The sequence below is a fragment of the Actinomycetospora endophytica genome, from assembly GCF_021026375.1.
Taxonomy (GTDB): domain Bacteria; phylum Actinomycetota; class Actinomycetes; order Mycobacteriales; family Pseudonocardiaceae; genus Actinomycetospora; species Actinomycetospora endophytica.
Window position 1 is genome coordinate 370,716 of the sequence record NZ_JAJNDB010000004.1, and the last position, 26,181, is coordinate 396,896.

The 26,181-nt window shown below is 73.5% G+C and carries 25 protein-coding genes; 12 read left to right on the forward strand and 13 right to left on the reverse strand.

Annotation, left to right across the window (positions count from 1 at the left end):
* The first annotated feature begins 14 nt into the window (after positions 1-14).
* Complete coding sequence (locus LQ327_RS19940) at positions 15-1,079, forward strand: PIN domain-containing protein (protein ID WP_230736929.1); 1,065 nt, start codon at positions 15-17, stop codon at positions 1,077-1,079.
* Positions 1,080-1,097: 18 nt separating this feature from the next.
* Here the strand turns inward: LQ327_RS19940 and LQ327_RS19945 are convergent, their stop codons facing one another.
* Together LQ327_RS19945 and LQ327_RS19950 are read right to left on the reverse strand one after the other, a co-directional pair.
* Complete coding sequence (locus tag LQ327_RS19945; RefSeq protein ID WP_230736931.1) at positions 1,098-2,597, reverse strand: DICT sensory domain-containing protein; 1,500 nt, start codon at positions 2,595-2,597, stop codon at positions 1,098-1,100.
* Between the two features lie 133 nt (positions 2,598-2,730).
* On the reverse strand, positions 2,731-3,486 hold the full coding sequence (locus LQ327_RS19950; RefSeq protein WP_230736933.1) for a class I SAM-dependent methyltransferase: 756 nt from the start codon (positions 3,484-3,486) through the stop codon (positions 2,731-2,733).
* Positions 3,487-3,551: 65 nt separating this feature from the next.
* On the opposite strand from LQ327_RS19950, the gene LQ327_RS19955 reads away from it, so the two are divergent.
* Together LQ327_RS19955 and LQ327_RS19960 are read left to right on the forward strand one after the other, a co-directional pair.
* Positions 3,552-3,878: a GNAT family N-acetyltransferase gene (locus tag LQ327_RS19955; RefSeq protein ID WP_230736935.1), complete on the forward strand. Its 327-nt coding sequence runs from the start codon at positions 3,552-3,554 to the stop codon at positions 3,876-3,878.
* 85 nt (positions 3,879-3,963) lie between these two features.
* On the forward strand, positions 3,964-5,364 hold the full coding sequence (locus LQ327_RS19960) for an MFS transporter (protein WP_230736937.1): 1,401 nt from the start codon (positions 3,964-3,966) through the stop codon (positions 5,362-5,364).
* Here the strand turns inward: LQ327_RS19960 and LQ327_RS19965 are convergent.
* Together LQ327_RS19965 and LQ327_RS19970 are read right to left on the reverse strand one after the other, a co-directional pair.
* The gene (locus LQ327_RS19965; protein WP_230736939.1) at positions 5,357-6,988 is read right to left on the reverse strand and encodes an LCP family protein; all 1,632 of its coding nucleotides are present in this window, start codon (positions 6,986-6,988) and stop codon (positions 5,357-5,359) included. The two genes, LQ327_RS19960 and LQ327_RS19965, sit on opposite strands and share 8 nt — an antisense overlap.
* The gene (locus tag LQ327_RS19970; RefSeq protein WP_230736942.1) at positions 6,988-7,602 is read right to left on the reverse strand and encodes a DUF6542 domain-containing protein; all 615 of its coding nucleotides are present in this window, start codon (positions 7,600-7,602) and stop codon (positions 6,988-6,990) included. The genes LQ327_RS19965 and LQ327_RS19970 overlap by 1 nt, the downstream gene beginning before the upstream one ends.
* Positions 7,603-7,825: 223 nt before the next feature.
* On the opposite strand from LQ327_RS19970, the gene LQ327_RS19975 reads away from it, so the two are divergent.
* Together LQ327_RS19975 and LQ327_RS19980 are read left to right on the forward strand one after the other, a co-directional pair.
* Positions 7,826-8,290: a hypothetical protein gene (locus LQ327_RS19975; RefSeq protein WP_230736944.1), complete on the forward strand. Its 465-nt coding sequence runs from the start codon at positions 7,826-7,828 to the stop codon at positions 8,288-8,290.
* Between the two features lie 279 nt (positions 8,291-8,569).
* Positions 8,570-9,538, forward strand: coding sequence for a S1 family peptidase (locus LQ327_RS19980; RefSeq protein WP_230736946.1), 969 nt, complete (start codon positions 8,570-8,572; stop codon positions 9,536-9,538).
* Here LQ327_RS19980 and LQ327_RS19985 read toward each other — a convergent pair.
* Genes LQ327_RS19985 through LQ327_RS19995 form a run of 3 tightly spaced genes read right to left on the reverse strand, consistent with a single transcriptional unit; the run spans position 9,525 to position 12,781 of the window.
* Positions 9,525-10,283 carry a nucleoside phosphorylase gene (locus tag LQ327_RS19985; protein ID WP_230736948.1) on the reverse strand — a complete coding sequence of 253 codons (759 nt, stop codon included), beginning with the start codon at positions 10,281-10,283 and terminating at the stop codon, positions 9,525-9,527. The two genes, LQ327_RS19980 and LQ327_RS19985, sit on opposite strands and share 14 nt — an antisense overlap.
* 32 nt (positions 10,284-10,315) lie before the next feature.
* Positions 10,316-11,713 carry a xylulokinase gene (xylB, locus tag LQ327_RS19990; protein ID WP_230736950.1) on the reverse strand — a complete coding sequence of 466 codons (1,398 nt, stop codon included), beginning with the start codon at positions 11,711-11,713 and terminating at the stop codon, positions 10,316-10,318.
* Positions 11,714-11,773: 60 nt separating this feature from the next.
* Positions 11,774-12,781 carry a LacI family DNA-binding transcriptional regulator gene (locus tag LQ327_RS19995; protein WP_230736951.1) on the reverse strand — a complete coding sequence of 336 codons (1,008 nt, stop codon included), beginning with the start codon at positions 12,779-12,781 and terminating at the stop codon, positions 11,774-11,776.
* A 340-nt stretch (positions 12,782-13,121) separates the two neighbouring features.
* Here LQ327_RS19995 and LQ327_RS20000 point away from each other — a divergent pair, with 340 nt between their 5' ends.
* The 4 genes from LQ327_RS20000 to LQ327_RS20015 are packed head-to-tail and all read left to right on the forward strand — an operon-like array spanning position 13,122 to position 17,340.
* The gene (locus LQ327_RS20000; protein ID WP_230737509.1) at positions 13,122-14,417 is read left to right on the forward strand and encodes an ABC transporter substrate-binding protein; all 1,296 of its coding nucleotides are present in this window, start codon (positions 13,122-13,124) and stop codon (positions 14,415-14,417) included.
* Positions 14,414-15,361, forward strand: coding sequence for a carbohydrate ABC transporter permease (locus tag LQ327_RS20005; RefSeq protein ID WP_230736954.1), 948 nt, complete (start codon positions 14,414-14,416; stop codon positions 15,359-15,361). Before LQ327_RS20000 ends, LQ327_RS20005 begins: the two co-directional genes overlap by 4 nt.
* The gene (locus LQ327_RS20010; RefSeq protein WP_230736956.1) at positions 15,361-16,239 is read left to right on the forward strand and encodes a carbohydrate ABC transporter permease; all 879 of its coding nucleotides are present in this window, start codon (positions 15,361-15,363) and stop codon (positions 16,237-16,239) included. Before LQ327_RS20005 ends, LQ327_RS20010 begins: the two co-directional genes overlap by 1 nt.
* Before the next feature lie 12 nt (positions 16,240-16,251).
* Positions 16,252-17,340 (forward strand): ABC transporter ATP-binding protein, encoded by a 1,089-nt coding sequence (locus LQ327_RS20015; protein ID WP_230736958.1) that lies wholly within the window; start codon positions 16,252-16,254, stop codon positions 17,338-17,340.
* A gap of 64 nt (positions 17,341-17,404) precedes the next feature.
* Here LQ327_RS20015 and LQ327_RS20020 read toward each other — a convergent pair whose 3' ends face one another.
* The 5 genes from LQ327_RS20020 to LQ327_RS20040 form a co-directional block, all read right to left on the reverse strand.
* Complete coding sequence (locus LQ327_RS20020; RefSeq protein WP_230736960.1) at positions 17,405-18,127, reverse strand: hypothetical protein; 723 nt, start codon at positions 18,125-18,127, stop codon at positions 17,405-17,407.
* 5 nt (positions 18,128-18,132) lie between these two features.
* The gene (locus LQ327_RS20025) at positions 18,133-18,633 is read right to left on the reverse strand and encodes a helix-turn-helix domain-containing protein (RefSeq protein WP_230736962.1); all 501 of its coding nucleotides are present in this window, start codon (positions 18,631-18,633) and stop codon (positions 18,133-18,135) included.
* Between the two features lie 201 nt (positions 18,634-18,834).
* Positions 18,835-20,355 (reverse strand): mannitol dehydrogenase family protein, encoded by a 1,521-nt coding sequence (locus tag LQ327_RS20030; protein ID WP_230736964.1) that lies wholly within the window; start codon positions 20,353-20,355, stop codon positions 18,835-18,837.
* A 42-nt stretch (positions 20,356-20,397) separates the two neighbouring features.
* Positions 20,398-21,138, reverse strand: coding sequence for an SDR family oxidoreductase (locus LQ327_RS20035; RefSeq protein WP_230736966.1), 741 nt, complete (start codon positions 21,136-21,138; stop codon positions 20,398-20,400).
* Between the two features lie 36 nt (positions 21,139-21,174).
* Positions 21,175-22,116, reverse strand: coding sequence for an AraC family transcriptional regulator (locus LQ327_RS20040; protein ID WP_230736969.1), 942 nt, complete (start codon positions 22,114-22,116; stop codon positions 21,175-21,177).
* Between the two features lie 82 nt (positions 22,117-22,198).
* Between LQ327_RS20040 and LQ327_RS20045 the strand changes: the two genes are divergently transcribed.
* The 3 genes from LQ327_RS20045 to LQ327_RS20055 all read left to right on the forward strand — a co-directional run bounded on the left by LQ327_RS20045 (position 22,199) and on the right by LQ327_RS20055 (position 24,926).
* Positions 22,199-22,660: an anthrone oxygenase family protein gene (locus LQ327_RS20045; protein WP_230736971.1), complete on the forward strand. Its 462-nt coding sequence runs from the start codon at positions 22,199-22,201 to the stop codon at positions 22,658-22,660.
* Between the two features lie 109 nt (positions 22,661-22,769).
* Positions 22,770-23,795, forward strand: a complete 1,026-nt coding sequence (locus LQ327_RS20050; protein ID WP_230736973.1) for a bile acid:sodium symporter family protein — start codon at positions 22,770-22,772, stop codon at positions 23,793-23,795.
* A gap of 90 nt (positions 23,796-23,885) precedes the next feature.
* Positions 23,886-24,926: a CHAD domain-containing protein gene (locus LQ327_RS20055; protein WP_230736975.1), complete on the forward strand. Its 1,041-nt coding sequence runs from the start codon at positions 23,886-23,888 to the stop codon at positions 24,924-24,926.
* A gap of 70 nt (positions 24,927-24,996) precedes the next feature.
* Here the strand turns inward: LQ327_RS20055 and LQ327_RS20060 are convergent, their stop codons facing one another.
* Complete coding sequence (locus LQ327_RS20060) at positions 24,997-25,899, reverse strand: heparin lyase I family protein (protein WP_230736977.1); 903 nt, start codon at positions 25,897-25,899, stop codon at positions 24,997-24,999.
* Positions 25,900-26,181 lie beyond the last annotated feature (282 nt).

Here is a 26,181-nt window from a genome sequence, read left to right on the forward strand (position 1 = left end):
ACAGGCTGGTCGGCATGGCCGGGAACCCCGACGAGCGCGACGAGCGCATCGCGCTGCTGCTCGATTACGACAACCTCGCGATCGGGGCTCGGGAGGGCCTCGGGGTGAGCCCGTTCGACCTCACGCCCGTGGCCGACGCGCTCGCGGTCCGGGGCCGGGTGGTCGCGCGGCGCGCGTACGCCGACTGGTCCTCCTTCGACGAGGACCGTCGGCTGCTCGCGCGGGCGCAGGTCGAGCTGATCGACATCCCGCAGCGACTCGGGGGCTCCCGCAAGAACGCCGCCGACATCAAGATGGCCGTGGACGCCGTCGAGATCGCCTACGAGCGGTCCTGGGTGACGACCTTCGCGATCGGCACCGGCGACTCGGACTTCACCCCGCTGGTGCACAAGCTGCGGGAGCTGGACAAGCGCGTGATCGGCATCGGGGTCGCCTCGTCGACCTCACGGCTCCTCCCGCCGGCCTGCGACGAGTTCCTCTACTACGACCGGCTGCTCGAGGCCGCCGCACCGCCGCCGGAGCCCGTTCCCGAGACCGGCGCGCCGGCACCCGTCGCCGGCACCGAGGCGGAGACGGCCGCGGCCACGCCCGACGACGACGAGGCCGTGGGCCGGCTGGTGACCCGGACGCTGTCCGGGCTCGCCCGGCAGGGCGACGGCGCGGTCCTCGCCTCCCGGCTCAAGCGCGCGATCCTGCGTCAGGACCCGACCTTCGACGAGGCCGAGCACGGGTTCCGCGGGTTCGGCGAGCTGCTGCGCCACCTGCGCGACCAGCGGATCGTCGAGCTCTCCACGGGTTCGGCGGCCGGGGACCCGGAGGTGTCGTTCCCGGAGAACGAGCCGGCCGAGGACGACGCGTTCCGGCTGCTCGCCGAGGTCGTCGCCGAGGAGTCCCGGTCCGGGAACGGGGTCCCGCTGTCCGGGCTCAAGGACCGCGTCCGCAAGCGCCGCCCCGGGTTCTCCGAGAAGACCTACGGCTTCGCCTCGTTCCTCAGTTTCGCCAAGGCCGCGCGGGCGCGCGGTGTGGTCCGCATGGCGTGGGACGAGACGGCGGGGGACTGGCGCCTGCAGCCCGCCTGACCTCGGGGCCGCGTGGGGTCAGTGCCCCTCGAACAGGTCGCCGTCGGGCGGCGCGGACAGCCGCCCGAGCGTCTCCTGGGCGATCCGGCGGGGGAGCGGGAGCGTGGCGGGGCCGTTCGACACGCCCCCGTGCCCGTTCGCACCCTCGTGGCCGTCGTCGGGTGGGCGCACGTGCCGGCCTACGAACTCGTCGTCGTGGGTGTGGGCGTGGGTGTCGAACCACTCGTTCCCGTCCGGCGCACCGTGCTCGTCGAGGGCCCCCGACGAGGCCACGACGATGCGGCCCCCGGACGGCGTCGGACCGGCGTCGACCGGTCCGGTCGCGGAGTCGGCGTGGGCGAGGGCCTCGCGGAGCTCCCCGATCGGGAGCGGCCGCGTCCGGGCCGTCGTGGTGGCGACGCGGGCGTCGAGCGGGACGCCCGGGTGCCCCTCGGACGCCAGCTCCAGGCCCTCGCCGATCCGGTCGGCCAGCTCGGCGAGGTGGCGCGACGACGCCCCGGGCACGACGACGGCGAACGTGCGCCGGTCCAGCCGGACCGCGACGTCGACCGGCCCGAGGGGCTCGCTCAACGCGGCCGCCACCCGGTGCCCGACGTGGTAGGCCGCGCGGGCGTCGTCGAGCGCCGGGTCGTCGAACCCCGCGATCTCGAAGAGCGCCAGCCCGACCTGCAGCGCACCCGGCCCGCCGCGCGGGGCCCAGCGGTCGAGGAACTCCGCCGTGGGCAGGCCGCTGGTGGGGTCGGTCGCGACGGCGGCGCGCGTCCCGGCCGCGTCGTGCGCGTCCGCGAGCTGGTCCCGGAGCTCCCGGGTGCCCGCGTGCGCGTCCCGCATCCGGTCGATCATGTGATAGAGCGAGGTCGTCGCCCACATCTCGCCGGGCGACCCGGCGGACCCGGCCTGCTCGCCGCCGGTCGGCATCGTGCGCGCCAGCAGGTCGTCGACGGTGCGGGCGAGCGCGGGATCGAGGCGGGTGCCGAGGGCGAACCGGAGCCGGGCGAGCTCGGTGGCGGCCTGGGTGCGGGAGAACCCCCACCGGCCGTCGAACACCCGGCCCATCTCGACCGCCCGCTCGGCCGGGTCGTGGGCGTGCTGGTCGGTCGCGACGAGGAACGCTCCGGCGTGCGGCCCGAGGGCCACGACCGTCCACTCGTCGGCCATGGGCTCGTCCGGCGCCAGCCCGACGACGTCCACGCCGCGGGGCGGCGCGGGCTCCTCGCCGGAGACGAAGCCGACGACCACGGTGACCCCGGCCTCGGCCATCCGCTCGTAGACCGCCCGCTCGCGGTCGAAGTGCACCAGCCGCTGGAAGAGCGCGACGACCACGGTGGGCTGCTCGACCCGGCCGGACATCACGGCCTTCTCCACGGCGTGCGAGATGTCCACGAGCAGCCGCTTGGACAGGCGCTCGGGCCGTGAGCCCGTGGCCCGGTCCCGGGCCACCCGGGTGGCGGCCCCCAGGTTGTCCACGAACGCGCGCTCGGCACGCGTCCGGGCGGCGTGAGCCAGCGGACCTTCCACGACGGACCTCCTGAGGCACGGGCGGCACAGCAGATCGGGACCTGCCGTGGCTCGTATACCGCCGGGAGGTGCCCTCCACGCCGCCGGACCGCGACGCCCGGGCGAACGGTCGGGGCTCGTCGGTCAGTGGATGTCAGGTGCGCTTTCCGGCCAATTCGCGGTAGAGCAGCGTCAGGCAGCGGTAGGGGTAGTCGAGCGTCGCCCGGCCTGCGGTGACGGGGCTGCGGGCCAGGTGGTCCCGGAGCCGCTCGAGCACCGACTGCCGATCCGCCGGCTCCCGGGTGCTCACGCGGCTGAACGTGGAGAACAGCAGCACCAGCTCGTCCGGGGTGAGCTCCTGGGACCAGCGGGTGTCGATCACCTCGGGCGGCCCGAAGCCGGGCAGGACGGGCGCCTCGGGATGCTCCCGGGGCTCCGGCTGGCCCGAGATCCGGTTCAGCTCGGCGACCCAGTCCACGGCGAGGTCCGGCAGGTTCCACAGCAGGGCGAGCAGCCCGTCCGGCCCCAGCACCCGCCGGGCCTCGGCGGACGCCGCGTCCGGGTCCACCCAGTGCCAGGCCTGCCCGTAGACGACCGAGGCGGCCGCACCGTCGGGCACCGGCAGCCGCTCGCCGACGCCGTCGTAGACCTCGACCCCGGGCAGGTCGTGCCCGACCAGCACGGCCCGCATGCCCGGGTCGGGCTCGACCGCGACGACGCGGTGCCCGGCCGCCACCAGCGCCCTCGTCAACTTGCCGGTCCCCGCGCCCACGTCGACGACCGGACCTCCGGGCAACGCCGCGATCGCGGCGGCGGGATAGCCGGGGCGGATCCGGTCGTAGTCGGCGGCCAGCCGTCCGAACGAGCGGGCCCGGTGCGCGCGGGTCTCGTCGTCGCTCGCGGCGTTCATCGGTGATCAGTGTGCCGGTCCGCCCGGCATGATGGAGCCGGATCCGGCGCGACGAGGAGGACACGATGGCGGACGAGCGCGTGACGGGGGCCCCCGACGTCGTCGACGCCGAGGCCCGGCACCGGTACGAGATCCGGGTCGACGGCACGACGGCGGGTTTCGCCGAGTACCACCGCCGCGGTGCGTCGATCTCGTTCACGCACACGCTCGTCGAGGACGCCTACGCCGGGAAGGGCCTCGCCGGCCGGCTCGCCCGCGCGGCCCTCGACGACGCCCGCGGCCGGGGCCTGGCCGTGCTGCCGTACTGCCCGTTCGTCCGCGGCTGGATCGCGAAGCACCCGGACTACGTGGACCTCGTGCCCGAGGAGCGCCGCGCCGAGTTCGACCTCTGAGATGTCCACCTGACGAAGACCACACGACCGGGGTAGTTTCCCGTGCTCACGACATCGGTGTCGGGACGAGGCGGGGAGGCCGACGATGGCGACCGAGGCGGGCGCATCCACGACCGGGGGCGCGAGCGCGGTCCTCGAGACCCTCCCGCTGTCCCGCTGGCACAAGTTGATCGTCGTGCTCGTGGGCATCGGGTCGTTCTTCGACCTGTACGAGGTGTTCCTCGGCGGCGTGCTCGCCCCGATCCTCGCCAAGGAGTTCGCGCTCGGTTCGGTGGGCAAGGCCGCGGTGGTGGCGAGCGGGTTCCTCGGCATGTTCGTCGGCGCCAACGTGCTGTCGGTGGCGGCCGACCGGCTCGGGCGGCGTCGGGTGTTCCTGCTGAACCTGCTGACCTACTCGTTCTTCAGCTTGCTCTGTGCCTTCTCGCCGAACATCGAGACGTTCCTGGTCCTGCGGTTCCTGGCCGGGATCGGGCTGGGCTGCGAGCTGGTCCTCGTCGACACCTACCTCGCCGAGTTCCTGCCCGGGAAGGTCCGGGGCCGCTACATCGCGTGGGCCTACACGGTCGGTTTCCTCGGCGTCCCGGTCGCCGCGCTGCTCGGTGGCAAGCTCGTCGCCGCCCAGCAGATCGCGGGGATCGAGGGCTGGCGGTGGCTGCTGGTGGCGGGGGCGCTCGGCGCGTTCTTCGTCATCTGGATGCGCCGGGTCCTCCCGGAGTCGCCGCGGTGGCTGGAGTCGCGCGGTCGTCGGGACGAGGCCGAGGCGGTGGTCCGCGACATCGCCGCGCGGGCCGGGGCGCCGGAGGCCGCCGACGTCATCCCGGCGCGGGCCGCCGAACCGCCGCCCGGCGCCGGGCCGCGCGCCCGGTCGACCCGCGAGGTCCTGAAGATCGCGTTCACGGGCGTCTACCGGACCCGCACGATCATGCTGTTCGTCTTCCAGATCCTGCAGACGGTGGCCTACTACGGCTTCGGCACGCTCGCCCCGCTGGTCCTGGTCGCGAAGGGCTTCGAGATCACCGACTCCCTCGGCTACGCCGCGCTGAGCTTCGCCGGCTACCCGATCGGTTCGCTGATCTCCGTGCCGCTGGTCGAGCGGTTCGAGCGCAAGTACCTGATCATCGCCTCGGCGCTGGCGATCGCGGTCTTCGGGATCGTGTTCGCCGCGGCCTCGACGCCGTGGCTGATCGTGCTGGCCGGCTTCCTGCTCACCTCGGCGAGCAACGTCTTCTCGAACTCGTTCCACATCTACCAGGCCGAGATCTTCCCGACGTCGATCCGTTCGACGGCGAGCGGCGTCGCCTACTCGCTCTCGCGCGCCACGTCCGTCGTGCTGCCGTTCATCGCCGTCCCGCTGCTGGCGAGCGCCGGTCCGGTCGCCGTGTTCGGCGGGTCGGCGGTCCTGATCGTGGTGCTCTGCCTCGACGTCGGACTGCTCGGGCCGTTGACCACCGGGCGGGCCCTGGAGGAGGTCGACGGCGTCAGTTGACGCAGGGCACCGTCGGGGCGGCCGTGCCCGCGTCCGAGGCCGGGACGGCCGGCGCACCGCTCGCCTTCGGCGCCGCCGCCGGGGCGGCCGAGGTCTTGGACGCCGAGTTCGACGAGGCGCCCGAGGCCTGCGACGAGCCGGCGGACCCGGACGAGGTGCCCGGGGACGACGACCCGGAGATGGTGTCGGAGATGTACTTCTGCACTGCGGACGGGTCGACCTGCACCGCCTCGCCGTCGTCGCCGGTGTCGTAGCTCGCGTTCACGATCGGGATGGTGTGGAACCCGAGCGAGCCGGAGCTCACGCCCTGCAGCTGGCTGGCGAGGGACAGGACGTCGAGCGAGCGGTCCACGGTGATCGCCTTGTCGAGCGCGGCGATGAGCGCGTTGCGCTTGGTCGAGTCGGTGATCGTGTTCGACGAGAGCACGGTGCGGGCCATGCTCGAGAGGAAGACCTGCTGGCGGCGGGCGCGGTCGAGGTCGCCGCCGGGCAGGCCGTGGCGCTGGCGGACGAACGCGAGAGCCTGCGCCCCGGAGACCGTCTGCTGGCCCGCCGGGAAGTTCGCGCCGGAGAAGGTGTCGTTGACCTTCGAGTTGAGGCACACCGGCACGCCGCCGATCGCCGAGCTGATGTCGGCGAACCCGGCGAGGTTGACCGCGCCGTAGTGGGTGATCGTCAGCCCGGTGAGGGACTCGACGGCGCCGATGGAGGTCTTCGCGCCCGCCGCGCCGGCCTGGACCGCGAGGTTGTTCCCGGTCACGCCGTCCTTGGCGAGCTCCGGGCGGGCGGCGTTCGACCCGTAGGCGTAGGCCGAATTGATCTTGTGCTTGCCGAAACCGTCCGGCAGGTCGACGTAGGAGTCGCGGGGGATGGAGAACCCGGTCGCGGGTCCCCCGCCGCCGGGGATGTGCAGCACGATGATCGTGTCGGTCGAGTCCCCACCGGAGTCGCTGGCACCGGCGTGCAGGGCGGCGAGCTGGTCCTTCGGGAGCGGGTTGCCGAAGCTGTCGGTCCGGCTGTCCAGGCCGACGAGCAGGATGTTCTGGTCGGTGCCCAGCACCGAGCCGAACGAGGTCCCGATGACGTCGACGCGGCTCAGACCGGAGTCGATCGAGCGCGCGGCCAGCACGACCCCGCCGCTGACGATCAGCAGCAGGATCGACGCGGCCGCCAGGACCAGCAGCAGCACCCGCTTCGACGCGGTGGCGCGTAGACGCTCGAGGAACGCGCGGGCACCGTCGCCGGTACCGCCCCCGCCCGGACCGGACGGGGCGGCGGCGGCCTCCTCGGGCTCGACGGCGGGTGCGACGCGGGTCGGGTTCGGCGTGGGCCGACCGCCGGCATCGGGTCGCCCGGGACCCGGAGGCGGGGGCTGGGGAGGAGGCGGAGGGTTCCGCGGCGGGCCGCCGGGGTGTCCCGCGCCGGGTGGCGGACCGGCCGGAGGGCGCCCCGCGGGTGGCGGCGGCCCGGGCCGTCGGCCGGGGGAGGGAGCCGGTGGCCCGGGTCGCGGTCCGCCGGGCGGCGGCGAGGGCCGGCCGCCCTTGCTCCCGTCGGGCCGGGTGTCGCCGCGGCGGGGCATCCGGAAGCCCCCGGCCTGGTCCTTGCCGTCGGGCGGGCCGGCCATCAGGCGGCTCCCGACCCGCGCACGGCGGCGGCCGGGGACCACCCCGGACGGACCTGGCGGAAACGCAGGAATCCGACGACGAGGCAGGCCGCCGTCGCCACGAGCATCCACCAGAACAATTCCGCGAGCGGCGCGAAGACGCCGAGCAGGAACAATGTGCTGCTGGCCGTGTCACCGGTCACGATCGCCGCGATCACCAGCCCGAGGAACGCGACGACCGGGGCCCCGAGCGCGGGCACGGCCACCGACTCGGCCCGCACCATCGCCACTCCGAGCATGCAGACCACGAGGTAGCCGATCGGGAACATCAGCCCGAGCAGGCCGCCACGGTGCAGGAGCAGCCACGCGAGCAGGCCGGTCAGCACGACCGCGCCGAGGACGACCAGCGGCCACGGATAGCCGGGGCCGACCGCGAACGTCCCGCTCTGTCCGGGTCGGGACCCGCCCGCGGGGGCGGGGCGAGGGGTGCCCTGGCCTCCGGAACGGGTCGACCACCGCGATGGTCCGCGCCCGGACCCACCCGGTGCCGACGGCGGGCGCGGCGCCGGGGGCGGGGGCGCGGCGGACCGCGACGGACCTCGCCCGCGCGGGCGCGGGTCCCATCGATCGGACACGGCGTCACGATAGCCGAGCGCTCCGGAGCCACTCCGGGTGCGTCGGAGGAACTATTTCCCCCCTTCCTGACGATTCCCTGAACGCGTGACGCCGGGGCCCGGCGGATTCACCGCGTCCTCAGTTTCTTTTCCTAACGTCCTGCGACGTCGGACGGGTCGTCCGGGGGCTGTCGATCCTCGGGCACGTCCGGCCTCGTCGATCACTTGAGAACCGGAGCTCTCCATGCGCATCTCGTGGGCCCGCCCCGCGCTCGTCGCGGCCGTCGTCGTCGCCCTCGCCGGCGGCGGGACGGCCGTCGCCCTCGCGGACACCAGCACTCCGCCGACCACGTCCAGTCCCTCGGCCGCCCCGACCACCAAGGCCCCCGCGAAGAAGGCCCGCCACCCCCTCGCCCGCCGGGTCGAGCACGGCGAGGTGACGCTGCACGGCAAGGCGGGCGACCGCACCGTCGACCTCCAGCGCGGGGTCGTCACGGCCTCGTCGCCGACGTCGGTCACGGTCCGCAGCACCGACGGCTTCACCCAGACCTACGCGTTCACCCCGACCTCGAAGGTCCGCAAGCAGAAGGCGGCGAGCCAGGCGTCGGCGGTGGCGGTGAACGACCGCGTCGGGGTCGTCGCGGCCAAGGGGGCGCAGGGGCTGACCGTCACGCGGCTGCGCGACGCCGGGCCGGCGCCGGCGAAGTAGGTCCGCCCCGGCCCCGCATCGGCCCGGCCCCGCGGCCGTGATCGCGAATCGGGCGGCGAAGTGTTCGCTGGGCGAGCACTTCGCCGCCCGAATGTCGATCACCGGCGTGGCGGTGGGGGGAACGGTGGATTCGTCATCCGACCGGGTCATCGGAGAGGTCGTGACGGGCGGCAGATTCTAGTCTGATCGGGCTGATCGACGACGCCGCACGCCCTAGCGGACGTGCCCGTCGGGCCGGCCCGGTGCGGGTGGCGGCCCGGCTCGACCACGGAGGCCCGCGTGCGTTCCCCCCGCCCTCCCCGTCGCCGGATCCGCGCCCTCGTCCCCGGGCTCGCCGCGCTGGTCGCCGCCGTCGCGCTCGCCTCGCCGGCGCTCGCTGCCCCGACGCCCCCGCCGCTGCCGTCCGGGCCCGGGACGACGAGCCGGTCGACCCCCGTCGCGCCCCGCGCGGGGCAGGCGGCCAAGGCCCGGCTCGACGCCCGGCGGGCGACCGCCCCCGCGAACGTCACCGCCTGGTGGGTCGACCCCGGCACCCACCAGACCGTGGTCGCCGTCGTCGGGCCGACCACCCGCTCGGCCGGTGCGTTCGCCGCCGACGACGACCCGTCCGCGGTCCGCGTCCAGCCGATGTCCGCGCCGATCCGCCCGCTCGACGCCCCGGCACCACCCGGCCCGCTGATCGGCGGGACCACGATCACGACATCCGGGACGCGCTGCTCCGACGGGTTCTCCGCCCGCCGCGGCACGACCACCTACCTGCTCACCGCCGGGCACTGCACCGCCGAGGGCCGAACCTGGAACGGGCCCGACCGGCGGCCCGTCGGCACCGCGGTCCGCACCGACTACCCCGGCCACGATTTCGGGATCGTCCAGGTCACCAACACCGCCGTCTGGCAGGGGAGCGGGCGGATCCAGGGCGGGCCGACGATCACCGGCACGACCCCGGCGTCCACCGGCACCCAGGTCTGCCGCTCCGGGTCGACGTCGGGCTACCACTGCGGCGTCGTGCAGGCCACGGACGTCACCGTGAACTACGGCAGCGGCACCGTCATCACCGGTCTCACCCAGACCACCGTCTGCGCCGACCCCGGCGACTCGGGCGGGCCGTACCTCACCCCCGACTCCGCCCAGGCCCAGGGGACGCTCTCCGGCGGGACGGGCGACTGCGTGGCCGGCGGCACCACCTACTTCCAGCCGATCGCACCGGTGCTGGACTCGATGGGGCTGACGCTGGTCACGGGACCGTGACGTCCGCGACAACCTCCACGAGCGCCCGCCGCGCCTCCCGCGCGGTGGTCCACCGGCGGTGGTCCCACTGCTCGCCGGCGAGCGAGTCACCCGCGAACAGCACCTGCGAGAACGCGACGCCGCGGAAGCGGGCCACCGCGATGAGGGCCGCGGCCTCCATCTCGACGGTGAGGCAGCCCTCGGCGCGGCGGCGGTCGGTGCGGGCACGGGTCTCGCGGTAGACCGCGTCGGTCGTCCAGGTCCGGCCGACGGTGTGGGCGACGTCCGCGGCGTGGAGTCGGGCGACGAGCGCCTCGACGCCGGCCGGGTCCGCGTCGACGGTGCGCCCGGCGGGCAGGTAGTGGAACGACGTGCCCTCGTCACGCAGCGCCGAGTCGACGACGACCGCGTGGCCCAGCACCAGGTCGGGGACCAGCACGCCCGCCCCACCGACCGCGGTGAACCGCCGTCCTCCCAGGACGACGAGCTCCTCGAGCGACGCCGCCGCCATCGGGGCCCCGACCCCCGGGTGCACGACGCCGACCGTGGATCCGTCCGGGCGGGTCGGCGCCAGCACCGGCGACCGGCCGTTCTCGGAGTGCAGCACGGCCGCCTCCGGGGCGTGCGCGGCGAGGGCCGTCACGACCTCGGGGAAGAAGCAGAGCACGACGTCGGGCGGGGCGGAGCCGCGGGTGCGCATCGCGCCGGGCGCGATGATCCCGGGCTCGTCGAGGTCGTCCTCGGCGAGGGGGAGCGGTTCGGTCACGCGGACATCCCACCGTGCGGCGCACCGGCGCGTCACACCGCGTTCGCGACGGCTCCGTACGCCGCGCGGACCGCCCGGGCCGCCTCGCGGTCGTCGTCCCGGGCCTCGACGACGACGTCGCGGCGGATCCGCCAGTCGGGCTCCTCGCCGTGCAGCGCCCAGGCGGCCTGCCGGGCCGCTCCCAGCGCGACGTACTCGGCGGGCGCCAGCACCTCGACATCCGTCCCGAACACCGCGGGCGCGATCGCGGCGACCGCCCGCGACCGGCTGCCGCCCCCGATGAGCAGCACCCGCTCACCGTGCACGCCGACGTCCGCGAGCGCGTCGACCCCGGCGGCGAGCCCGCAGAGCATGCCCTCGACGGTGGCGCGCGCCAGGTTCTCGCGGGTGCCGTTGGCGCCGGTCAGGCCGGCGACGTGCCCCGTCGCGTCGGGACGGTCCGGGGTGCGCTCACCCTCGAGGTACGGGACCAGCACGAGCCCGCCCGCGCCCGGTCCGGCGGCCAGCGCGAGCTCGTCGAACCCGTCCGGCTCGACCCCGAGGAGGCCGGCCCCGACGCCCAGCACCCGGGCGGCGTTGAGCGTGCACACCAGCGGCAGGTAGCGGCCGCGGGCGTCGGCGAACCCCGCGACCAGCCCCGTCGGGTCGGCGGTCGGCTTCGCGGCCGAGGCGAACACCGTGCCGGAGGTGCCGAGCGAGACGATGAGCTCGCCCGGGGCGGCCCCGATCGCGAGCGCGGCGCCCATGTTGTCGCCGGTCCCCGCGGCGACGACGAGGCCGCCGGCGACGCCCGTGCCCCGGCCCACCGCCTCACCGGGTCCGGCCACCCGGGGGAGGTCCGGCGTGCGCCCGAAGGCGAGTTCGAGCAGGTCGGGGCGGTAGCGCTCCTCGTGGGGCGACCAGTACCCGGTGCCCGACGCGTCGCCCCGGTCGGTCACCGGGCCCGCGCCGTCGCCCCGGAGCTTGCGGGTCAGCCAGTCGTGGGGGAGCAGGACCGAACGGGCCCGGTCGGCGACGTCGGGCTCGTGCTCCGCGACCCAGCGCAGCTTGGTGGCGGTGATGCTCGCGACCGGGACGGTGCCCACCGCGTCCGCCCAGGCCTGCGACCCGCCGAGCTCGGTGATCAGGTCGGCCGCGGCGCCGGCGGAACGGGTGTCGTTCCAGAGCAGGGCGTCGCGGACCGGCTCGCCGTCCTCGCCGCAGAGCACCATCCCGTGCTGCTGGCCGGCGACGGCGATCGCCGCGACGTCGTCGGTGCCGACCTCGCCGAGCGCCTCCTGCAACGCCGTCCACCAGGCGCGGGGATCGACCTCCGTGCCCTCGGGATGCGACCGCCGGGCCTCGCGGACGACTCGGCCGTCCGCCGGATCGACGACGACGACCTTGGTGGCCTGGGTGGAGGAGTCGACTCCGGCGACGTGGGCGGGCATCCGCCCATGTGAGCACTTTCGGGGGCTGGAGCACCATCCAGGGGAGCACGCCGATAGGGCTCACGAGCCCGCAGGGCACCCGCAGGACTCCCGGACCATGAACGACGGCGGCAGGCGCAGCACCTCGACCGGGGCGTCCGGCTGGGCCTGCCGGCGCAGCAGCAGGCGCACCGCCTCGGAGGCGATCCGGGCGAAGGGTTGTGCCATCGCGGTCAGCCGGGGCTCGAACAGATCCGCCCAGGCGAAGTCGTCGAAGGCGACCACCGCGACGTCGTCCGGGACCCGGGCCCCGGCGTCGCGCAGCGCCCCGATCACCCCGATCGTCATGCTGTTGTTCCCGGCGACGACGGCGGTGGGCGGCTCCGGGCTCGCCAGCAGGGCGGCCATCGCGGCGCGCGCGGGCTCGGTGGCCGACTCGCCGGACACCTCGAGGGCCGGGTCGCGCTCGATCCCGGCGTCCGCCAGCGCCCGGGCGAAGCCGTCGCGGCGTTCGTCGGTGGTGGAGAGCCCGGCCAGTCCCTCGATCAGCGCGATCCGGCGGTGCCCGTGCTCCACCAGGTGCCGCGTCAGGGTCGCGGTGGCCTCCCGGTTCTCGCTGCCGACCTGGTCGAGCCCGGCCGCCAGTCCGCCGGTGAGGAGCCGGTCGAGCAGGACCGCGGGCACCGCGTGGCGCGCGAGGTACTCGAGCGCCGAGTCCGGCTGCGCCGACGGGGCGAGGACCACGCCGTCGACGCGGTGGTGGTGCAGCCGGGCCACGACGGTGCGCTCGTACTCCGGGTCCTCGTGCGGATCGACCAGCAGCAGCGTGTACCCGGCCGCGGCCGCGGCGCTCTCCGCGGCGGAGAGCAGCTCGCCGAAGTAGGGGTTGGAGATCGCCGACAGGACGAGGCCGATCGTCGTCGTGCGGGAGGTCGCGAGCGAGCGCGCGACGGTGTTCGGGGTGTACGCCGTCTCCTCGACGGCGGCGAGGACGGCGGCCTTGGTGTCGTCACTCACCGCTCTCGTGTTGTTGAGGACGTGCGACACGGTCGCGGTCGAGACGCCGGCCCGACGAGCGACATCGGCCATCGTGACCACCGCTGGACCTCCCGTCTCCGCCCCCGTGGGCGCGCCGCTGGGCATCATGCCCCTGTCGATTGTCAGGGTTCCGATCATCTCGGGGCGACACATCGTGTCGCACGCCGGAATCCTGCCTCCAAGTTCGGTCAAGCGCTTGCGCGGACACGGTTCGCGGTCCTACCGTCGCCCGACGTGACGACGACGTGAAGCACGTCACTCATCGGCGGGGTTCGACTCCAGCGGCTCGGGAGGCGGCGTGCGACGCAGGGCACCGGACGAGGCAGTGACGCCGAGGCGGCTCGGACGGGCGCGGTTCCTCCTCGCGCTGCTCGGGGTGGCGCTGCTCGGGATGGTCGCGGGGTGCTCCGGCGCCGGGGCGCTGGGCGGTGAGGCCGGTGCACAGACGGTGACCGTCGCGATCGTGTCCAATCCTCAGATGGAGGATGCGATCAAGCTCGCGCCCCAGTTCGAGGCGGAGAACCCGGGCATCCGGCTGCGGTTCGTCTCGCTCTCGGAGAACGAGGCGCGCGCCAAGATCACCGCCAGCGTCGCGACCGGCGGCGGCGAGTTCGACGCCGTCATGATCTCGAACTACGAGACCCCGCAGTGGGCGCAGAACGGCTGGCTCACCGACCTGCAGCCGATGGTCGACGCGACGCCGGGCTACGACGCGGCCGACTTCGTGCCCTCGGTCCGCAACTCGCTCTCCTACCAGGGCCACATGTACGCGGTGCCGTTCTACGGCGAGTCGTCGTTCCTCATGTACCGCACCGACCTCTTCGCGCAGGCCGGCCTCACGATGCCCGCCAACCCGACCTGGCAGCAGGTCGCGGACATGGCCGCCAGACTCACCGACAAGTCGAAGGGGAAGGCCGGCATCTGCCTGCGCGGCAAGCCGGGCTGGGGCGAGATGATGGCCCCGTTCAACACCGTCGTGAACACCTTCGGCGGCCGCTGGTACGACCCGCAGTGGAACGCCCAGCTCACCAGCCCGCAGTTCGAGCAGGCGTCGCAGTTCTACGTCGACCTGGTGCGCAACTACGGCGAGCCCGGCGCCGCGCAGGCCGGCTTCTCGGAGTGCGGCACCCAGTTCGGCCAGGGCAACGCGGCGATGTGGTACGACGCGACGTCCGCGGCGGGCACCGTCGAGAACCCCGACGAGTCCACCGTCGTCGGGAGGGTCGGCTTCGCGCCGGCACCCGTCGTCGCCACCCCCAGCTCCGGCTGGCTCTACACCTGGTCGCTGGCGATCCCGAAGACGTCCCCGCGCAAGGACGCGACCTGGAAGTTCATGAGCTGGATGACCTCGAAGCAGTACATGCAGCGGGTCGGCACCCAGCTCGGCTGGACCTCGCTCCCGCCGGGGTCGCGGCTCTCGACCTACCAGATCCCGCAGTACCAGCAGGCCGCCGCGGCGTTCGGCCCGACCGTGCTGAACGCGATCCAGTCGGCGAACCCGCAGCAGCCGACCGTGCAGCCGGTGCCGTACCAGGGCGTGCAGTTCCTGCGCATCCCCGAGTTCCAGGACCTCGGCACCCGCGTCAGCCAGCAGCTCAGTGCCGCCATCGCCGGGCAGAAGACGGTGCGGCAGGCGCTCGAGCAGTCCCAGGAGTACGCGTCGACGGTGGGGGAGAGCTACCAGTGACCACAACTCTGGAACGGCCTGCCACCCCGTCGGGTCCGCCACCGGCACCCGGCGCCCCACGGACCCGGTCCGCCCGGTCCGAGGGATGGGTGCGGCGCGCGCCGCTGCTCCCGGCCCTCGTGTTCACGATCGTCGTCACGCAGATCCCGTTCCTGCTGACGATCTACTACTCGCTGCAGTCCTGGAACCTGGTGCGGCCGGGCTCGCAGCACTTCGTGTGGTTCGAGAACTACGTGAGCGTGTTCGCGGACTCGCAGTTCCGCGGCGTCGCGCTCAACACGATCATCATGACGCTCGGCTCCGTGATCATCGCGGTGATCCTGGGGCTGCTGCTGGCGCTGCTGCTGAATCGGCACTTCATCGGCCGGGGCGTCGTCCGGACGCTGCTGGTGACGCCGTTCCTCATCACGCCCGTCGCGGCCGCGCTGCTGTGGAAGACGACGCTGCTCGACCCCACCTACGGGCTGATCAACTTCGTGCTCGGCGGGCAGACCATCGACTGGGTCTCCGAGTACCCGCTGGCCTCGGTGATGGCGGCGCTGGTCTGGCAGTGGACACCGTTCATGATGCTGCTGCTGCTCGCGGGCCTGCAGTCGATGCCCGGCGACCAGGTCGAGGCGGCCCGCGTCGACGGCGCCGGCGCCTGGGCGATCTTCACCGAGCTGACGCTGCCGCACCTGCGGCGCTTCCTGGAGCTGGGGATCGTGCTCGGCGCGATCTACCTGGTGAACACCTTCGACGCCGTCTACATGATCACCCAGGGCGGGCCGGGCACGGCGTCGGCGAACCTGCCCTTCTACATCTACCAGCGCGCGTTCCTCGGCTTCGACATCGGGCAGTCGGCCGCGATGGGCGTCGTCGTGGTCGTGCTGACGATCATCGTCGCGACGTTCGCGTTGCGTCTCGTCTTCCGTTCCTTCGGTGCTGCCGGGAGTGAGAGCTGATGGCCGCGACGATCGAGGACGCCCCGACGACGAGCGCGCCCGCGCGGACCGAGGGTCCGCGCCGGCCGTCCCGGGTCGGCCCGGTGCTGCTGACGACGCTGACGTGGATCGTCGCGATCGGGTTCTTCTTCCCGGTGCTGTGGATGGTCCTCACGGCGTTCAAGTCGGAGAACGCCGCTTACACCGACCCGCCGACGCTGATCTTCTCGCCGACCCTCGAGCAGTTCCGGGCGGTCTTCGACGCGGGGATCGGGCCGTACCTCGCGAACTCGCTCGGCGCGACGGCGATCTCCACCGCGCTCGTGCTCGTGCTCGCCACCCCGGCCGCCTTCGCCCTCTCGCTGCGGCCGGTGGAGAAGACGCAGGACGTCCTGTTCTTCTTCATCTCCACGAAGATGCTGCCGGTCGTCGCGGCGATCGTCCCGATCTACGTCGTCGTCAACGAGATCCGGGCGCTGGACAACATCTGGACCCTGGTCGTCCTCTACACCGCGATGAACCTGCCCATCGCGGTGTGGATGATGCGCTCGTTCTTCCTCGAGGTCCCGACGGAGCTGCTCGAGGCGGCCTCGATCGACGGGGCGTCGCTGGGGCGCACGCTGCGCGAGGTGGTGCTGCCGATCATCTCGCCCGGCATCTTCGCCACCGCGCTGATCTGCGTGATCTTCGCGTGGAACGAGTTCTTCTTCGCGGTGAACCTGACCGCCGCGAACGCCGGCACCGTGCCGGTGTTCCTCGTCGGGTTCATCACCTCCGAGGGCCTGTACTGGGCCCGGCTCTCCGCGGCGGCGACGCTCGCGGCGCTGCCGGTGGTCCTCGCGGGCTGGTTCGCCCAGAACAAGCTGGTGCAGGGCCTGTCGTTCGGCGCCGTGAAGTAAGGGGATACCGACATGGCGGAAGTGGTGTTCGACCAGGCCTCGCGGATCTACACGCCCGGGGCGAAGCCTGCCGTCGACAAGCTCGACCTGACGGTCACCGACGGCGAGCTCGTCGTCCTGGTCGGTCCGTCCGGGTCCGGGAAGTCGACGGCGCTGCGGATGCTCGCCGGCCTCGAGCCGATCGACGCGGGCAGCGTGCGCATCGACGGCCGTGACGTGGTGGACGTGCCGTCGAAGGACCGGGACATCGCGATGGTGTTCCAGAGCTACGCGCTCTACCCGGCGAAGACGGTGCGCGACAACATGGCGTTCCCGCTGAAGATGCGCGGGATGGGCAAGGCGGAGCAGTCGAAGCGGGTGGCCGACGCCGCCGAGCTGCTCGGGCTCACCGAGTACCTCGACCGCAAACCCAAGGCGCTCTCCGGCGGGCAGCGGCAGCGGGTGGCGATGGGGCGCGCGATCGTCCGGGAACCGCGGGTGTTCCTCATGGACGAGCCGCTGTCCAACCTCGACGCGAAGATGCGCGTGCAGACCCGCTCGCAGATCGCGTCGCTGCAGAACCGGCTCGAGGTCTCGACCGTGTACGTCACCCACGACCAGGTCGAGGCCATGACCATGGGCGACCGGGTGGCGGTGCTGCGCGACGGACAACTGCAGCAGTACGCGACGCCGTCCGAGCTCTACGACCACCCGGTCAACGCGTTCGTCGCCGGGTTCATCGGCTCACCGGCGATGAACCTGCTCGACCTGCGTCGCTCCGGGGACGGCGTCACGCTCGGCGGGACCGAGGTGCCGCTGTCCCGGGCGGTCCGTGACGCGGCCGGCTCCGCGGAGACCGTGACGGTGGGCGTGCGGCCGGAGGACCTCTCGCTCGACGCCGAGGGGGTGGGCTCCGGAATCAAGGCGGTCGTCGACGTCGTCGAGGAGCTCGGCAGCGAGTCCTACCTCTACGCGCACATGGCCGAGGACGAGTCGACCACGCTCGTCGTCCGCGGACCGGGCCGGACCACCGTGCGGTACGGCGACACGATCGCGCTGCGGGTGAACCCGGACGCGGTGCACTCCTTCGACGCGTCCTCCGGGGAGCGCCTGCCGGGCTGAGCACGACGACGGCCCCGTCACCACCTCGGAGGTGGCGACGGGGCCGGTGCCGGAGCGGGGAGCGTCAGCTCTTCGGGGCGCGCTTGTCGGCCTCGGTGGTCGCGGCGGACTTCGGCGCGTTCTTCGGGCCCTGCTTCTTCGGGGCGGTCTTGGCCGCGGTCTTGCGGGCGGCGCTGCGGGTCTCGGACGCGAGCTCGTCGCCGGCCTCCTTGACCTCGGCGGCGACCTCGGTGCTGGTCTCGGTCAGCACCTCGGCGGCCTGCCCGGTGACCTGCTGGGTGTAGCGCGCGGCCCGCTCACCGACCGAGCGGGTCTGCTTGGTGACCCCGGCCAGCACGCTCTCGCCGCGCACCCGGACCTCCTCGACGGTGTCCTCGAGGCGCCCCTCGATCTCGGTGGAGACCGAGTCGACGGTGCTGATGGCCTGCTTGACCTGCGGCTGCGCCTTGATCTTCGAGTAGGCGCCGGTGCCGCGCTTGACGAGGTCGTCGTAGACGCCGCGGACGGCCTTGACGTAGCTGTCGGCCAGCTTGCGGAAGTCCTCGGCGGTCAGCTTGTGGCGCAGCTCCTGCAGCTCCGAGGGCAGGTCCTCGACGCGGGCCTGGACCTCGGTGGCGCCGGACTGGACCTTGGAGAAGGCCTCCTGGGCGCTCGCCACGGCGTAGTCACCGAGGCCGAGCAGCGCCAGCGACGGCGTGCGGAACGGGTCCCACGCCTCGGAGGCGAGCTTGTTGGCCTGGTCGCGGGCCTCGCGGACGTCGAACTTGGTGGGGAAGGTGACGGCCATGATGATCACTCCTGGTCGGTCGTGAGACGAGTGAGGTCGGGCGCGACGGCGAGCGCTGCCGTCCCGTCCGTGGCACCGGAGCCGGAGCCGGCGGGCGACGTCGTCGTCGACCCTGGAGATGTCTCGCCGGAGGTCCCGGCGGCTCGGTTCTCGCGCCGGAACGACTCGTAGATGTCGTGCAGGACCTGCTTCTGGCGATCCGTGAGGTCGGGGTCGCAGGCGAGCGAGTCGAGCACCGCCGATCCTTGACGCTGCTCGAGGAACCCGGCCCTCACGTACAGCACCTCGGCGGAGATCCGCAGACCGGTCGCGATCTGGGAGAGGATCTCGGCGGAGGGCTTGCGCAGTCCGCGCTCGATCTGACTCAGGTACGGGTTCGAGATTCCGGCGACCTTCGCGAGCTGGCGCATGGATACCTGCGCGGACTCACGCTGGCGACGGATGTAGCCCCCGATGTCCTCGACGGCCTGCCCGAGCGCCTTGTCGACGCCCTCGACCCCCGACATCTGATCGACCTCCTGCGGAACGGCTACGAACGACGCTAGCACGAGTGCTAACTCGTGCAAGCACTCTGCTTGCGCAGTTGGGGTGGCCTGCCGCACACCTCGTCGGCCGGTAGGACGGCGGGCGAGGGGCACATCTCGCAGGCTGCGGCGCCTCGTTGGCTGCGCCGTGTGCTGATGATCAACGCAACCCCGGCAGCGGCGTCAGGCCCCGGCGAGCACCGCCTGCAGTGCCGCCCGGGCGCCGTCGGTGTGGAGCCGGTCGAGGTGGCGCCGGTACGCCGCGGTGAAGCGCTCGTCGTCGACGAGATCGCCGAACAGCGAGCGGTCCTCGAGGAACGCCAGCGGCTCGTCCGGGTAGCGGCGGGCCGCGGCGATGCGGTCCTCGGCGCGGCCGGTGTCGACGACCTCGATGGGCGCGCCGTCCTCGTCGACGCCCTCCGCGTAGCGGGCCCATGCGGCGACGATCAGGGCGGAGCGCTCGACCTCGCCGCCGTTCTCGAGGTTCTTGCGGATCACCGGGACCAGCCACGGCGGGATGCGGTCCGACGACTCGGCCGCGAGCCGCGCCAGGGTGTCGCGGATCTCCGGGTTCGCGAAGCGGGAGATCAGGGTCGACTTGTACTCGTCGAGGTCGACACCGGGCACCGGGAGCAGCGTCGGGGTGGCCTCGTCGTCCATGTAGCCGCGGACGAAGCGCACGAACTCGTCGTCGGCGCACACCTCGTGGGCGTAGCGGAACCCGGCGAGGTAGCCGAGGTAGGCGATCGCCTGGTGCGAGGCGTTGAGCAGGCGCAGCTTCATCAGCTCGTAGGGCTCGACGTCGGCGACGACCTGCACCCCGGCCTCGTCGAACGCGGGACGACCGGAGACGAACGTGTCCTCGAGGACCCACTGGCAGAACGGCTCGCACACCACGGGCCAGCCGTCGTCGACGCCGAAGCGCTCCGCGAGCTCGGCGCGGTCGGCGTCGGTGGTTCGCGGCGTGATCCGGTCGACCATCGAGTTCGGGAACGGCACCTCGCGCTCGATCCAGGCGGCGAGGTCGGTCCCCAGTGCGTCGTCGCGCAGCCGGGCGAACGCGGTGATCATCCGGTGCGCGACGTCGCCGTTGCCGGCGATGTTGTCGCAGCTCATCACGGTGAACGGCGGATTGCCGTCCGCGCGACGACGGCGCAGCGCCTCGACCAGGTAGCCGAAGGCGCTCGTCGGGGCGTCGTCGACCGGGCTCGCGATGTCGTGGGCGACCGCGGCCTCGGACGGGTCGAACTCGCCGGTGGCGGTGTTGACGTGGTAGCCGCCCTCGGTGACGGTCAGGCTCACGATGCGCACGGCCGGGTCGGTCATGCGGGCGAGCACGGCCTCGGGGTCGTCCGGGCCGACCAGGAACTCGACCATCGAGCCGATCACCCGCGGCGCGCGCGACCCGTCGGCGTGCTTCTCGACGAGCGTGTAGAGCTCGTCCTGGCGGTGGAGGACCTCGCCCATCGCGCGGTCGGCGTCGAGGACGCCCACCCCGCACAGCGCCCAGTCCTGGTCCCGCCCGGCGGCGAAGAGGCGGTCGAGGTACATGGCCTGATGGGCGCGGTGGAAGCCGCCGACGCCGATGTGCACGATCCCGACGCGCAGGGTGTCGCGGTCGTAGGACGGCACCGGGATCTCCAGCTCCGACAGGGTGGCCCGGTTCAGGGCCGTGGCGGACTGGGCGGCGGCGTCGGCGCTCATGGGTCCAGGGTAGGCGCGTAAGCGCTTGCCTGACCAGATCCGTCATCGACCGCCTGCAACGTCCAGAATGCTCCCCGTGACGTAGGAGGCCTCGTCGGAGGCGAGCCAGACGATCGCCGCCGCGACCTCGTCCGCCGTCCCGGCCCGTCCCATCGGCAGATCGGGGCCGAGCCGGGCGACGCGGTCCGGCTGCCCTCCGGACGCGTGGATCTCGGTGTCGATGATCCCCGGCCGCACGACGCCGACCCGCACGCCCTCGTCGGCGACCTCCTTCGCCAGCCCGATCCCGAGGGTGTCCACGGCGGCCTTCGACGCGGCGTAGTCCACGTACTCGTCCGGCGACCCGAGCCGGGAGGCGGCCGAGGAGACGAGCACGATCGCGCCGCCCCGGCCGCCGTGCGCGGTCGAGAGCCGGCGGACGGCCTCCCGGCAGGTGACGATCGTGCCGGTCACGTTGGCGGTGAGCATCCGTTCGACCCGCTCGACGGTCAGCTCGTCCACCCGCGTCTTCTCGCCGACGATCCCGGCGTTGGCGACGACCGCCCCGAGCGGCGCCAGCGTCGCCGCCGCCTCGACGGCCGCGACGACGTCCGCCTCCACCGCGACGTCCGCGCGCACCGCCGCGGCACGCCCGCCGTGGCGCTCGATCGCGGCGACGACGGACGACGCGGCGGCCTGGTCGCTGCGGTAGGTCAGGCACACCGCCCACCCCGCGGCCGCCGCGCGCCGAGCCGTGGCGGCGCCGATGCCGCGGGACCCACCGGTGATCAGGATGCTGCGCATGTGAACGATTGTGGTCGTTCGGACGACCGGATTCGTTCACATGGCGCGGAGCGCCGTCGGTCTCACCCCGCGCTCGCGCAGGAACGCGGTCGAGAGGGCGAACGGGCTCGCGTACCCGACCCGGTCGGCGATCGTCGCGACCGTCAGGTCGGTGCCCCGCAGCAGGTCCGCGGCGAGGGAGAGCCGGAGGTCGGTCAGCCAGGCCATCGGCGGTTCGCCCACCCGGTCGGCGAACCGGCGCGCGAAGGCCGCCCGGGAGAGCCCGGCGCCGCGGGCGAGGCCGGCCACCGTCCAGCCCCGACCCGGCTCGGCCTCCATCGCCCGCAGCGCGGCCCCGATCGCCGGGTCCTGGCGCGCCCGCGCCGCCGACGGTGCCGCCGGACCCGCGAACCAGGCCCGCAGCACCGTCGCCAGCAGCAGATCGAGCGCCCGGTCGAGGACGACGTCCTGGCCCGCGCCGTCCCGGTCGAGCTCGGCGTCGAGCAGCCCGACCAGCGGGCCGGTCGACGCGCCGCCCAGGTCGTCCGGGGACAGCACCGTCACCTCCGGCAGCGAGCGGACCAGCCGCGCCCCCACCTCGCCGCCGACCGGGTAGGTCCCGACGAGCATCGAGGTCGCGGCGTCCGGCGCGTGCCCCCAGCTGCGCACCCCGAGCTCGTGGGGCGGGCGGGCCGTTCCGGGCGGTGACCAGCAGCCCTGGTCCGGGCCGATCACCGCCTGGACCGGGGCGTCGCGACCCGCGTCGGTGACGGTGTAGGGCTCCGGGCCCCGGACGACGATCACGTCGCCCGGGCCGGCCGGGTACGTCGCGCCCGGTTGCCCGGCCGGGCAGAGCGCCGTCGCCCCGCGGGTCACGACGACGACGGTCAGCGGCGCCTCGTCCTCGATCCGGACCGCGAACGGCGGCTCGAGGACGCAGCGCAGCAGGAAGGCGCCGTGGGCCCGCGGACCGTCGAGCAGCCCCGCGATCTCGTCCACGACCGCCAGGGTAGACGCACGCGTATCGAGAAGGCACCGGAAATCATGGAGAGTCCAGGGGATCGGGCGTGGAATCGGACCCATGACGATCCTGATGGTGGCCGCACCCACGGCCGGCGCCGCGCTCGCCGGCGTGTACCTCGCCTTCGACCTGGCCGTCCTCCCCGCGCTGCGTCGGGTCCGCGTCCCGGTCGGGGCCGGAGATCGGTCGTCCGACGAGGTGGCCGCGGACGTGATGCGGCGGATCAACGTCGCGATCGTGCGGCCGTCGTTCCTCGCCCTGCTGTTCGGCGCGCCGGCGCTGGCCGTCGCGGCCGGGGTCACGAACCCGGGCCCGTTCACCGTCGCGGCGGCGATCGCGCAGGTCGCGGGCCTCGTCGTCACCCTCGCCGTGAACGTGCCCCGCAACGAGGCGCTCGCCCGCGACGAGGACCCCGGCGCCTGGGCACGGTTCGTCGGGCCGTGGACGCGGGCCCACCGGGTGCGCTCGGCGGCGGCGCTCCTCGGCGCCGTCGTCGGGGTGGTCGGTCTCGGACTGCAGTGATCGGGAAGACGACGGCGGATGCCGGTCGTCACGTCCGGCCCGCCCGTCCGAGATCGTTACGTACGCTTCGGACCTCGGTCGACGACGACCACCGGGGGAGGACGACGGCATGCGACAGGCCGCGCGAGCGGTGCTCGGGTTCGTGTCGCGGCAGTCGTTCGTCGTGTCGCTGCTGGTGACGGTGGCGATCGCGAGCCTGCTGCCCGCGCGCGGCGGGTTCACCGTCGTCGTCGACCACGCCACGACGGTCGCGATCGGGCTGCTCTTCTTCCTCTACGGCGCCCGGCTCTCCCCACGCGACGCCTGGGAGGGGCTGCGGCACTGGCGGTTGCACCTCACCGTTGTCGTGGCGACCTTCGTCGTGTTCCCGCTGCTCGGGCTCGCCGGGCACCTGCTCGCGCCGACGGTGCTCACCCCGGAGCTGGCGGCGGGGCTGACGTTCCTGTGCTGCCTACCCTCGACCGTGCAGAGCTCGATCGCGTTCACCTCGGTCGCCCGCGGCAACGTCGCGGCGGCGATCTGCGCGGCGTCGTTCTCGAACCTGCTCGGCATCATCGCCTCGCCGCTCCTGGTGGCGCTGCTGCTGGCGACGCGGGGCGGGTTCAGCGGGCAGGCGGTGCTCGACGTCGCCCTGCAGCTGCTGCTGCCGTTCCTGCTCGGTCAGCTCGCCCGGCCCTGGATCGCCGACTTCGTGGCCCGCCACCGGACAGTGCTCGGGTTCGTGGACCGCGGGTCGATCCTGCTGGTCGTCTACTCGGCGTTCGGCGAGGGCGTCGTCGACGGCGTCTGGCACCGCGTCTCGGCGACGTCGCTGCTGGCGCTGGTCGGCGTCGAGATCGTGCTGCTCGGCCTCGTCCTGGTGCTCACCTGGTACGCGGGCCGGGCCGTCGGGCTCCCGCGCGAGGACCAGATCACGATCATGTTCTGCGGGTCGAAGAAGTCGCTCGCGTCGGGGCTGCCGATGGCGGGCGTGCTGTTCGCGGGACCCGTCGTCGGGCTGATCGTGCTGCCGCTGATGCTCTACCACCAGCTGCAGCTGATGGTCTGCGCCGCGCTCGCGCAGCGCCTCGGCCGCGGGGCGACGACGCCGGACTCCCGGCCCGCGCGAGGAGAACCCGCGCCGGCCGCGACCTGACGAGCGGCAGGACGTGGCGAGATCGTGAACGTTGTCGGATCGGTGCCCGCTGTCCCGGTGCGCCGGGCGCCGTTCGGGTAGACCTGCGTCGTGCCGAAGACAGTCACCGCCTCCACCCTGGTCCTCGCCGCGATCCGTGATCGGGTCGCGGCCCTCCACGCCGCCGTCGAGCCCGACACCGAACCCGCGTCCGTTCTGGAGGAACCTCCCGCCGGCACCCCCGAGGACGCGTCCGACGAGGACGAAGGCACGTCGGTGACGGTCCCCGCGGCCGCCGACGAGACCCCGGACGACGACGTCCCGGTCGTCACCGGGCCGGACGGGCTCGACGTCGAGCGCCTCGCGGACGCTCTCGCCGACCTCGACGCCGTCGTCACCGGGTTCGCGTCCCTGATCGAGGGCGGCCAGGTGGGGGCGCTGCGCGCCGAGCTCGCCTGGGCACGGTCCACCGTGGAGGAGACCCGGGCGCTCGACGGCACCGTCGACGTGCTCGAGGAGCTCGTCGAGGACCTCGACCCCACGCTGCGCCAGGGCCCGGTCGACGCCCGGGTCGGGATCGTCGTCGCCGCCCGGACCTCGGAGCGCGCCGACGCCGTCGCCTCGATGCTGGCCCAGCCCGAGTGGACCAGCCTGCTCGCCCACGCCGACCAGCTCGTCCTCACGGCGCCGATCGCCGGCGGCAAGCCCAAGCACGCGACCAAGGTGCTCGCCCGCGCCCTGTCCGACGCGGACGCCGCGGCCCGCGAGGCGGCGGACGCGGCGGTCGCCGAGGCCCAGGGCTCGGACCGCGCGGCCGAGCCGGCCCTCGGATCGGTGGCCGCGGCCGCGGCGACCGTGGCGACGACGGCCCGGGTCACGCGGGGCGTCCTCGGCAAGCAGGCCCGCAAGCTCGGCGACGCCGCCGACGCGCTCGCCGGGGCGCTCGACGAGCGCCGCACGAGCGAGGCCGTCGCGCACTGGCTGGTCGACCTGGCCGACCTCGCCCACCGCGCGGGCGAGCCGAGCTTCAGCTACGGCGTGCTGCACGCCGAGGCCCGCGCGTGGCGCGCGGCCGCCGACGAGGCGCTCGCGGGCGCGGTGACCGCCTACACGAAGCCGAAGCTGCACAAGTGGCTGAAGGAGATCTCATAGGTGGCCTACGGCCCCGTGAGCACTCATTGACGCCATAGCGTCCCTGAGTGCTCACGGGCGCGAAGCGCACCTACCCGGCGGCCGCCGCGTAGGTCGTGCCCAACCGGGCGCTCTCGATGTCGTAGACCGTGTTCGAGGTGAGGGTGTTGTCCCGGTACATCCCCATCTTCCAGTAGTCGTACTGCGACGAGGTCTTGGACGCGGTCACGACGGTGTCGGTCGAGGCGGCCGGCTCCTTCGGGGTGTCCTTCGGCTGCGGCGTCTTCGCCAGCGCGGCCTTCTGCGCCGCCGCCTGCGCGGTGCTGGCCCTGGTCTTCTTCGCCGTCGGGTACAGCGTGCCCGCGACGGGGTGGTAGCCGGTGAGGACCTGGGTCCCGTTGACCCACGCGTCGATGCTGCCCAGCGTCGGGTTCGACGAGAAGTGGATGTGCAGCACCACCGTGGTCTGGTGGGCGGTCGCGGCGGGCGCGAGCGTCTGGGTCCAGTACTTGCTGCCCGCGGGCCCGGTCGGGTAGCCGTACCCGCCGTCGAGGATCACGTTCCCGTGGCCGATCTTCAGTTCCTCCGGCGGGGAGCCGTCGTCGGAGTTCTTCCACTGGGTGATGACCTGCCAGCTGGTCTCGTTCACCGGGAACGTCGTGGGCAGGGTGAAGGAGTCACCGAAGTAGTAGTCCGCGCCCTCGGTGAAGTTGACGACGTTCGGTTCGATCTCCGAGCGCGTCCCGCCGCCCGGGACGGTGAACCTCGCGGCCTTCGCCGGGGCATTGACGGTACTGGTGACGAGAACCGGGGCGGCGGCCCCGACGTCGTTCCACGGTGTCGACTTGTAGTTGTTGAACCCGGCATTGGTGAAGTCCGACTGCCACACCAGCGCGGACGCGGCCTGCGCCGCTCCGGTCCAGGAGATCAGGGCCGCCAGTGCGGCCAGCAGGATCGCCACCGCGTATCGGGGTCGCACGCGCGTGCTCGTCATCTGTTCCTCCCTGGGACAGAAACGCAACCGCCGGCTCTCGCTGGGTCGCGCATTCCGTCCGCGTCGAGTCGCGGATCCGCCCCGCCGGATCCGGTGGAATTCGTCCGTACTGCGCGGACTTTCTCTCGCGGAGGTATCCGCGACGGTTCACAGATCGCGGCCGTCGCGCCGATCGTTACGAGCCCCGAGTGCACCATTCCGGTAGCGCCGGAGCTGATTCGCCGGGCGCAGGGAAGGCATTGAGCACCAGGATGAAAACTCTTTGCCGAGGCATTACGGAGG

Coding starts and splice junctions, on each gene's coding strand:
- LQ327_RS19940 (WP_230736929.1), top strand. CDS start 15: ATGGCCGGGAACCCCGACGAGCGCGACGAGCGCATCGCGCTGCTGCTC.
- LQ327_RS19950 (WP_230736933.1), bottom strand. CDS start 3,486: ATGAACGCCGCGAGCGACGACGAGACCCGCGCGCACCGGGCCCGCTCG.
- LQ327_RS19955 (WP_230736935.1), top strand. CDS start 3,552: ATGGCGGACGAGCGCGTGACGGGGGCCCCCGACGTCGTCGACGCCGAG.
- LQ327_RS19960 (WP_230736937.1), top strand. CDS start 3,964: ATGGCGACCGAGGCGGGCGCATCCACGACCGGGGGCGCGAGCGCGGTC.
- LQ327_RS19965 (WP_230736939.1), bottom strand. CDS start 6,988: ATGGCCGGCCCGCCCGACGGCAAGGACCAGGCCGGGGGCTTCCGGATG.
- LQ327_RS19975 (WP_230736944.1), top strand. CDS start 7,826: ATGCGCATCTCGTGGGCCCGCCCCGCGCTCGTCGCGGCCGTCGTCGTC.
- xylB (WP_230736950.1), bottom strand. CDS start 11,713: ATGCCCGCCCACGTCGCCGGAGTCGACTCCTCCACCCAGGCCACCAAG.
- LQ327_RS19995 (WP_230736951.1), bottom strand. CDS start 12,781: ATGGCCGATGTCGCTCGTCGGGCCGGCGTCTCGACCGCGACCGTGTCG.
- LQ327_RS20000 (WP_230737509.1), top strand. CDS start 13,122: ATGGTCGCGGGGTGCTCCGGCGCCGGGGCGCTGGGCGGTGAGGCCGGT.
- LQ327_RS20010 (WP_230736956.1), top strand. CDS start 15,361: ATGGCCGCGACGATCGAGGACGCCCCGACGACGAGCGCGCCCGCGCGG.
- LQ327_RS20015 (WP_230736958.1), top strand. CDS start 16,252: ATGGCGGAAGTGGTGTTCGACCAGGCCTCGCGGATCTACACGCCCGGG.
- LQ327_RS20020 (WP_230736960.1), bottom strand. CDS start 18,127: ATGGCCGTCACCTTCCCCACCAAGTTCGACGTCCGCGAGGCCCGCGAC.
- LQ327_RS20025 (WP_230736962.1), bottom strand. CDS start 18,633: ATGTCGGGGGTCGAGGGCGTCGACAAGGCGCTCGGGCAGGCCGTCGAG.
- LQ327_RS20030 (WP_230736964.1), bottom strand. CDS start 20,355: ATGAGCGCCGACGCCGCCGCCCAGTCCGCCACGGCCCTGAACCGGGCC.
- LQ327_RS20035 (WP_230736966.1), bottom strand. CDS start 21,138: ATGCGCAGCATCCTGATCACCGGTGGGTCCCGCGGCATCGGCGCCGCC.
- LQ327_RS20045 (WP_230736971.1), top strand. CDS start 22,199: ATGACGATCCTGATGGTGGCCGCACCCACGGCCGGCGCCGCGCTCGCC.
- LQ327_RS20050 (WP_230736973.1), top strand. CDS start 22,770: ATGCGACAGGCCGCGCGAGCGGTGCTCGGGTTCGTGTCGCGGCAGTCG.
- LQ327_RS20060 (WP_230736977.1), bottom strand. CDS start 25,899: ATGACGAGCACGCGCGTGCGACCCCGATACGCGGTGGCGATCCTGCTG.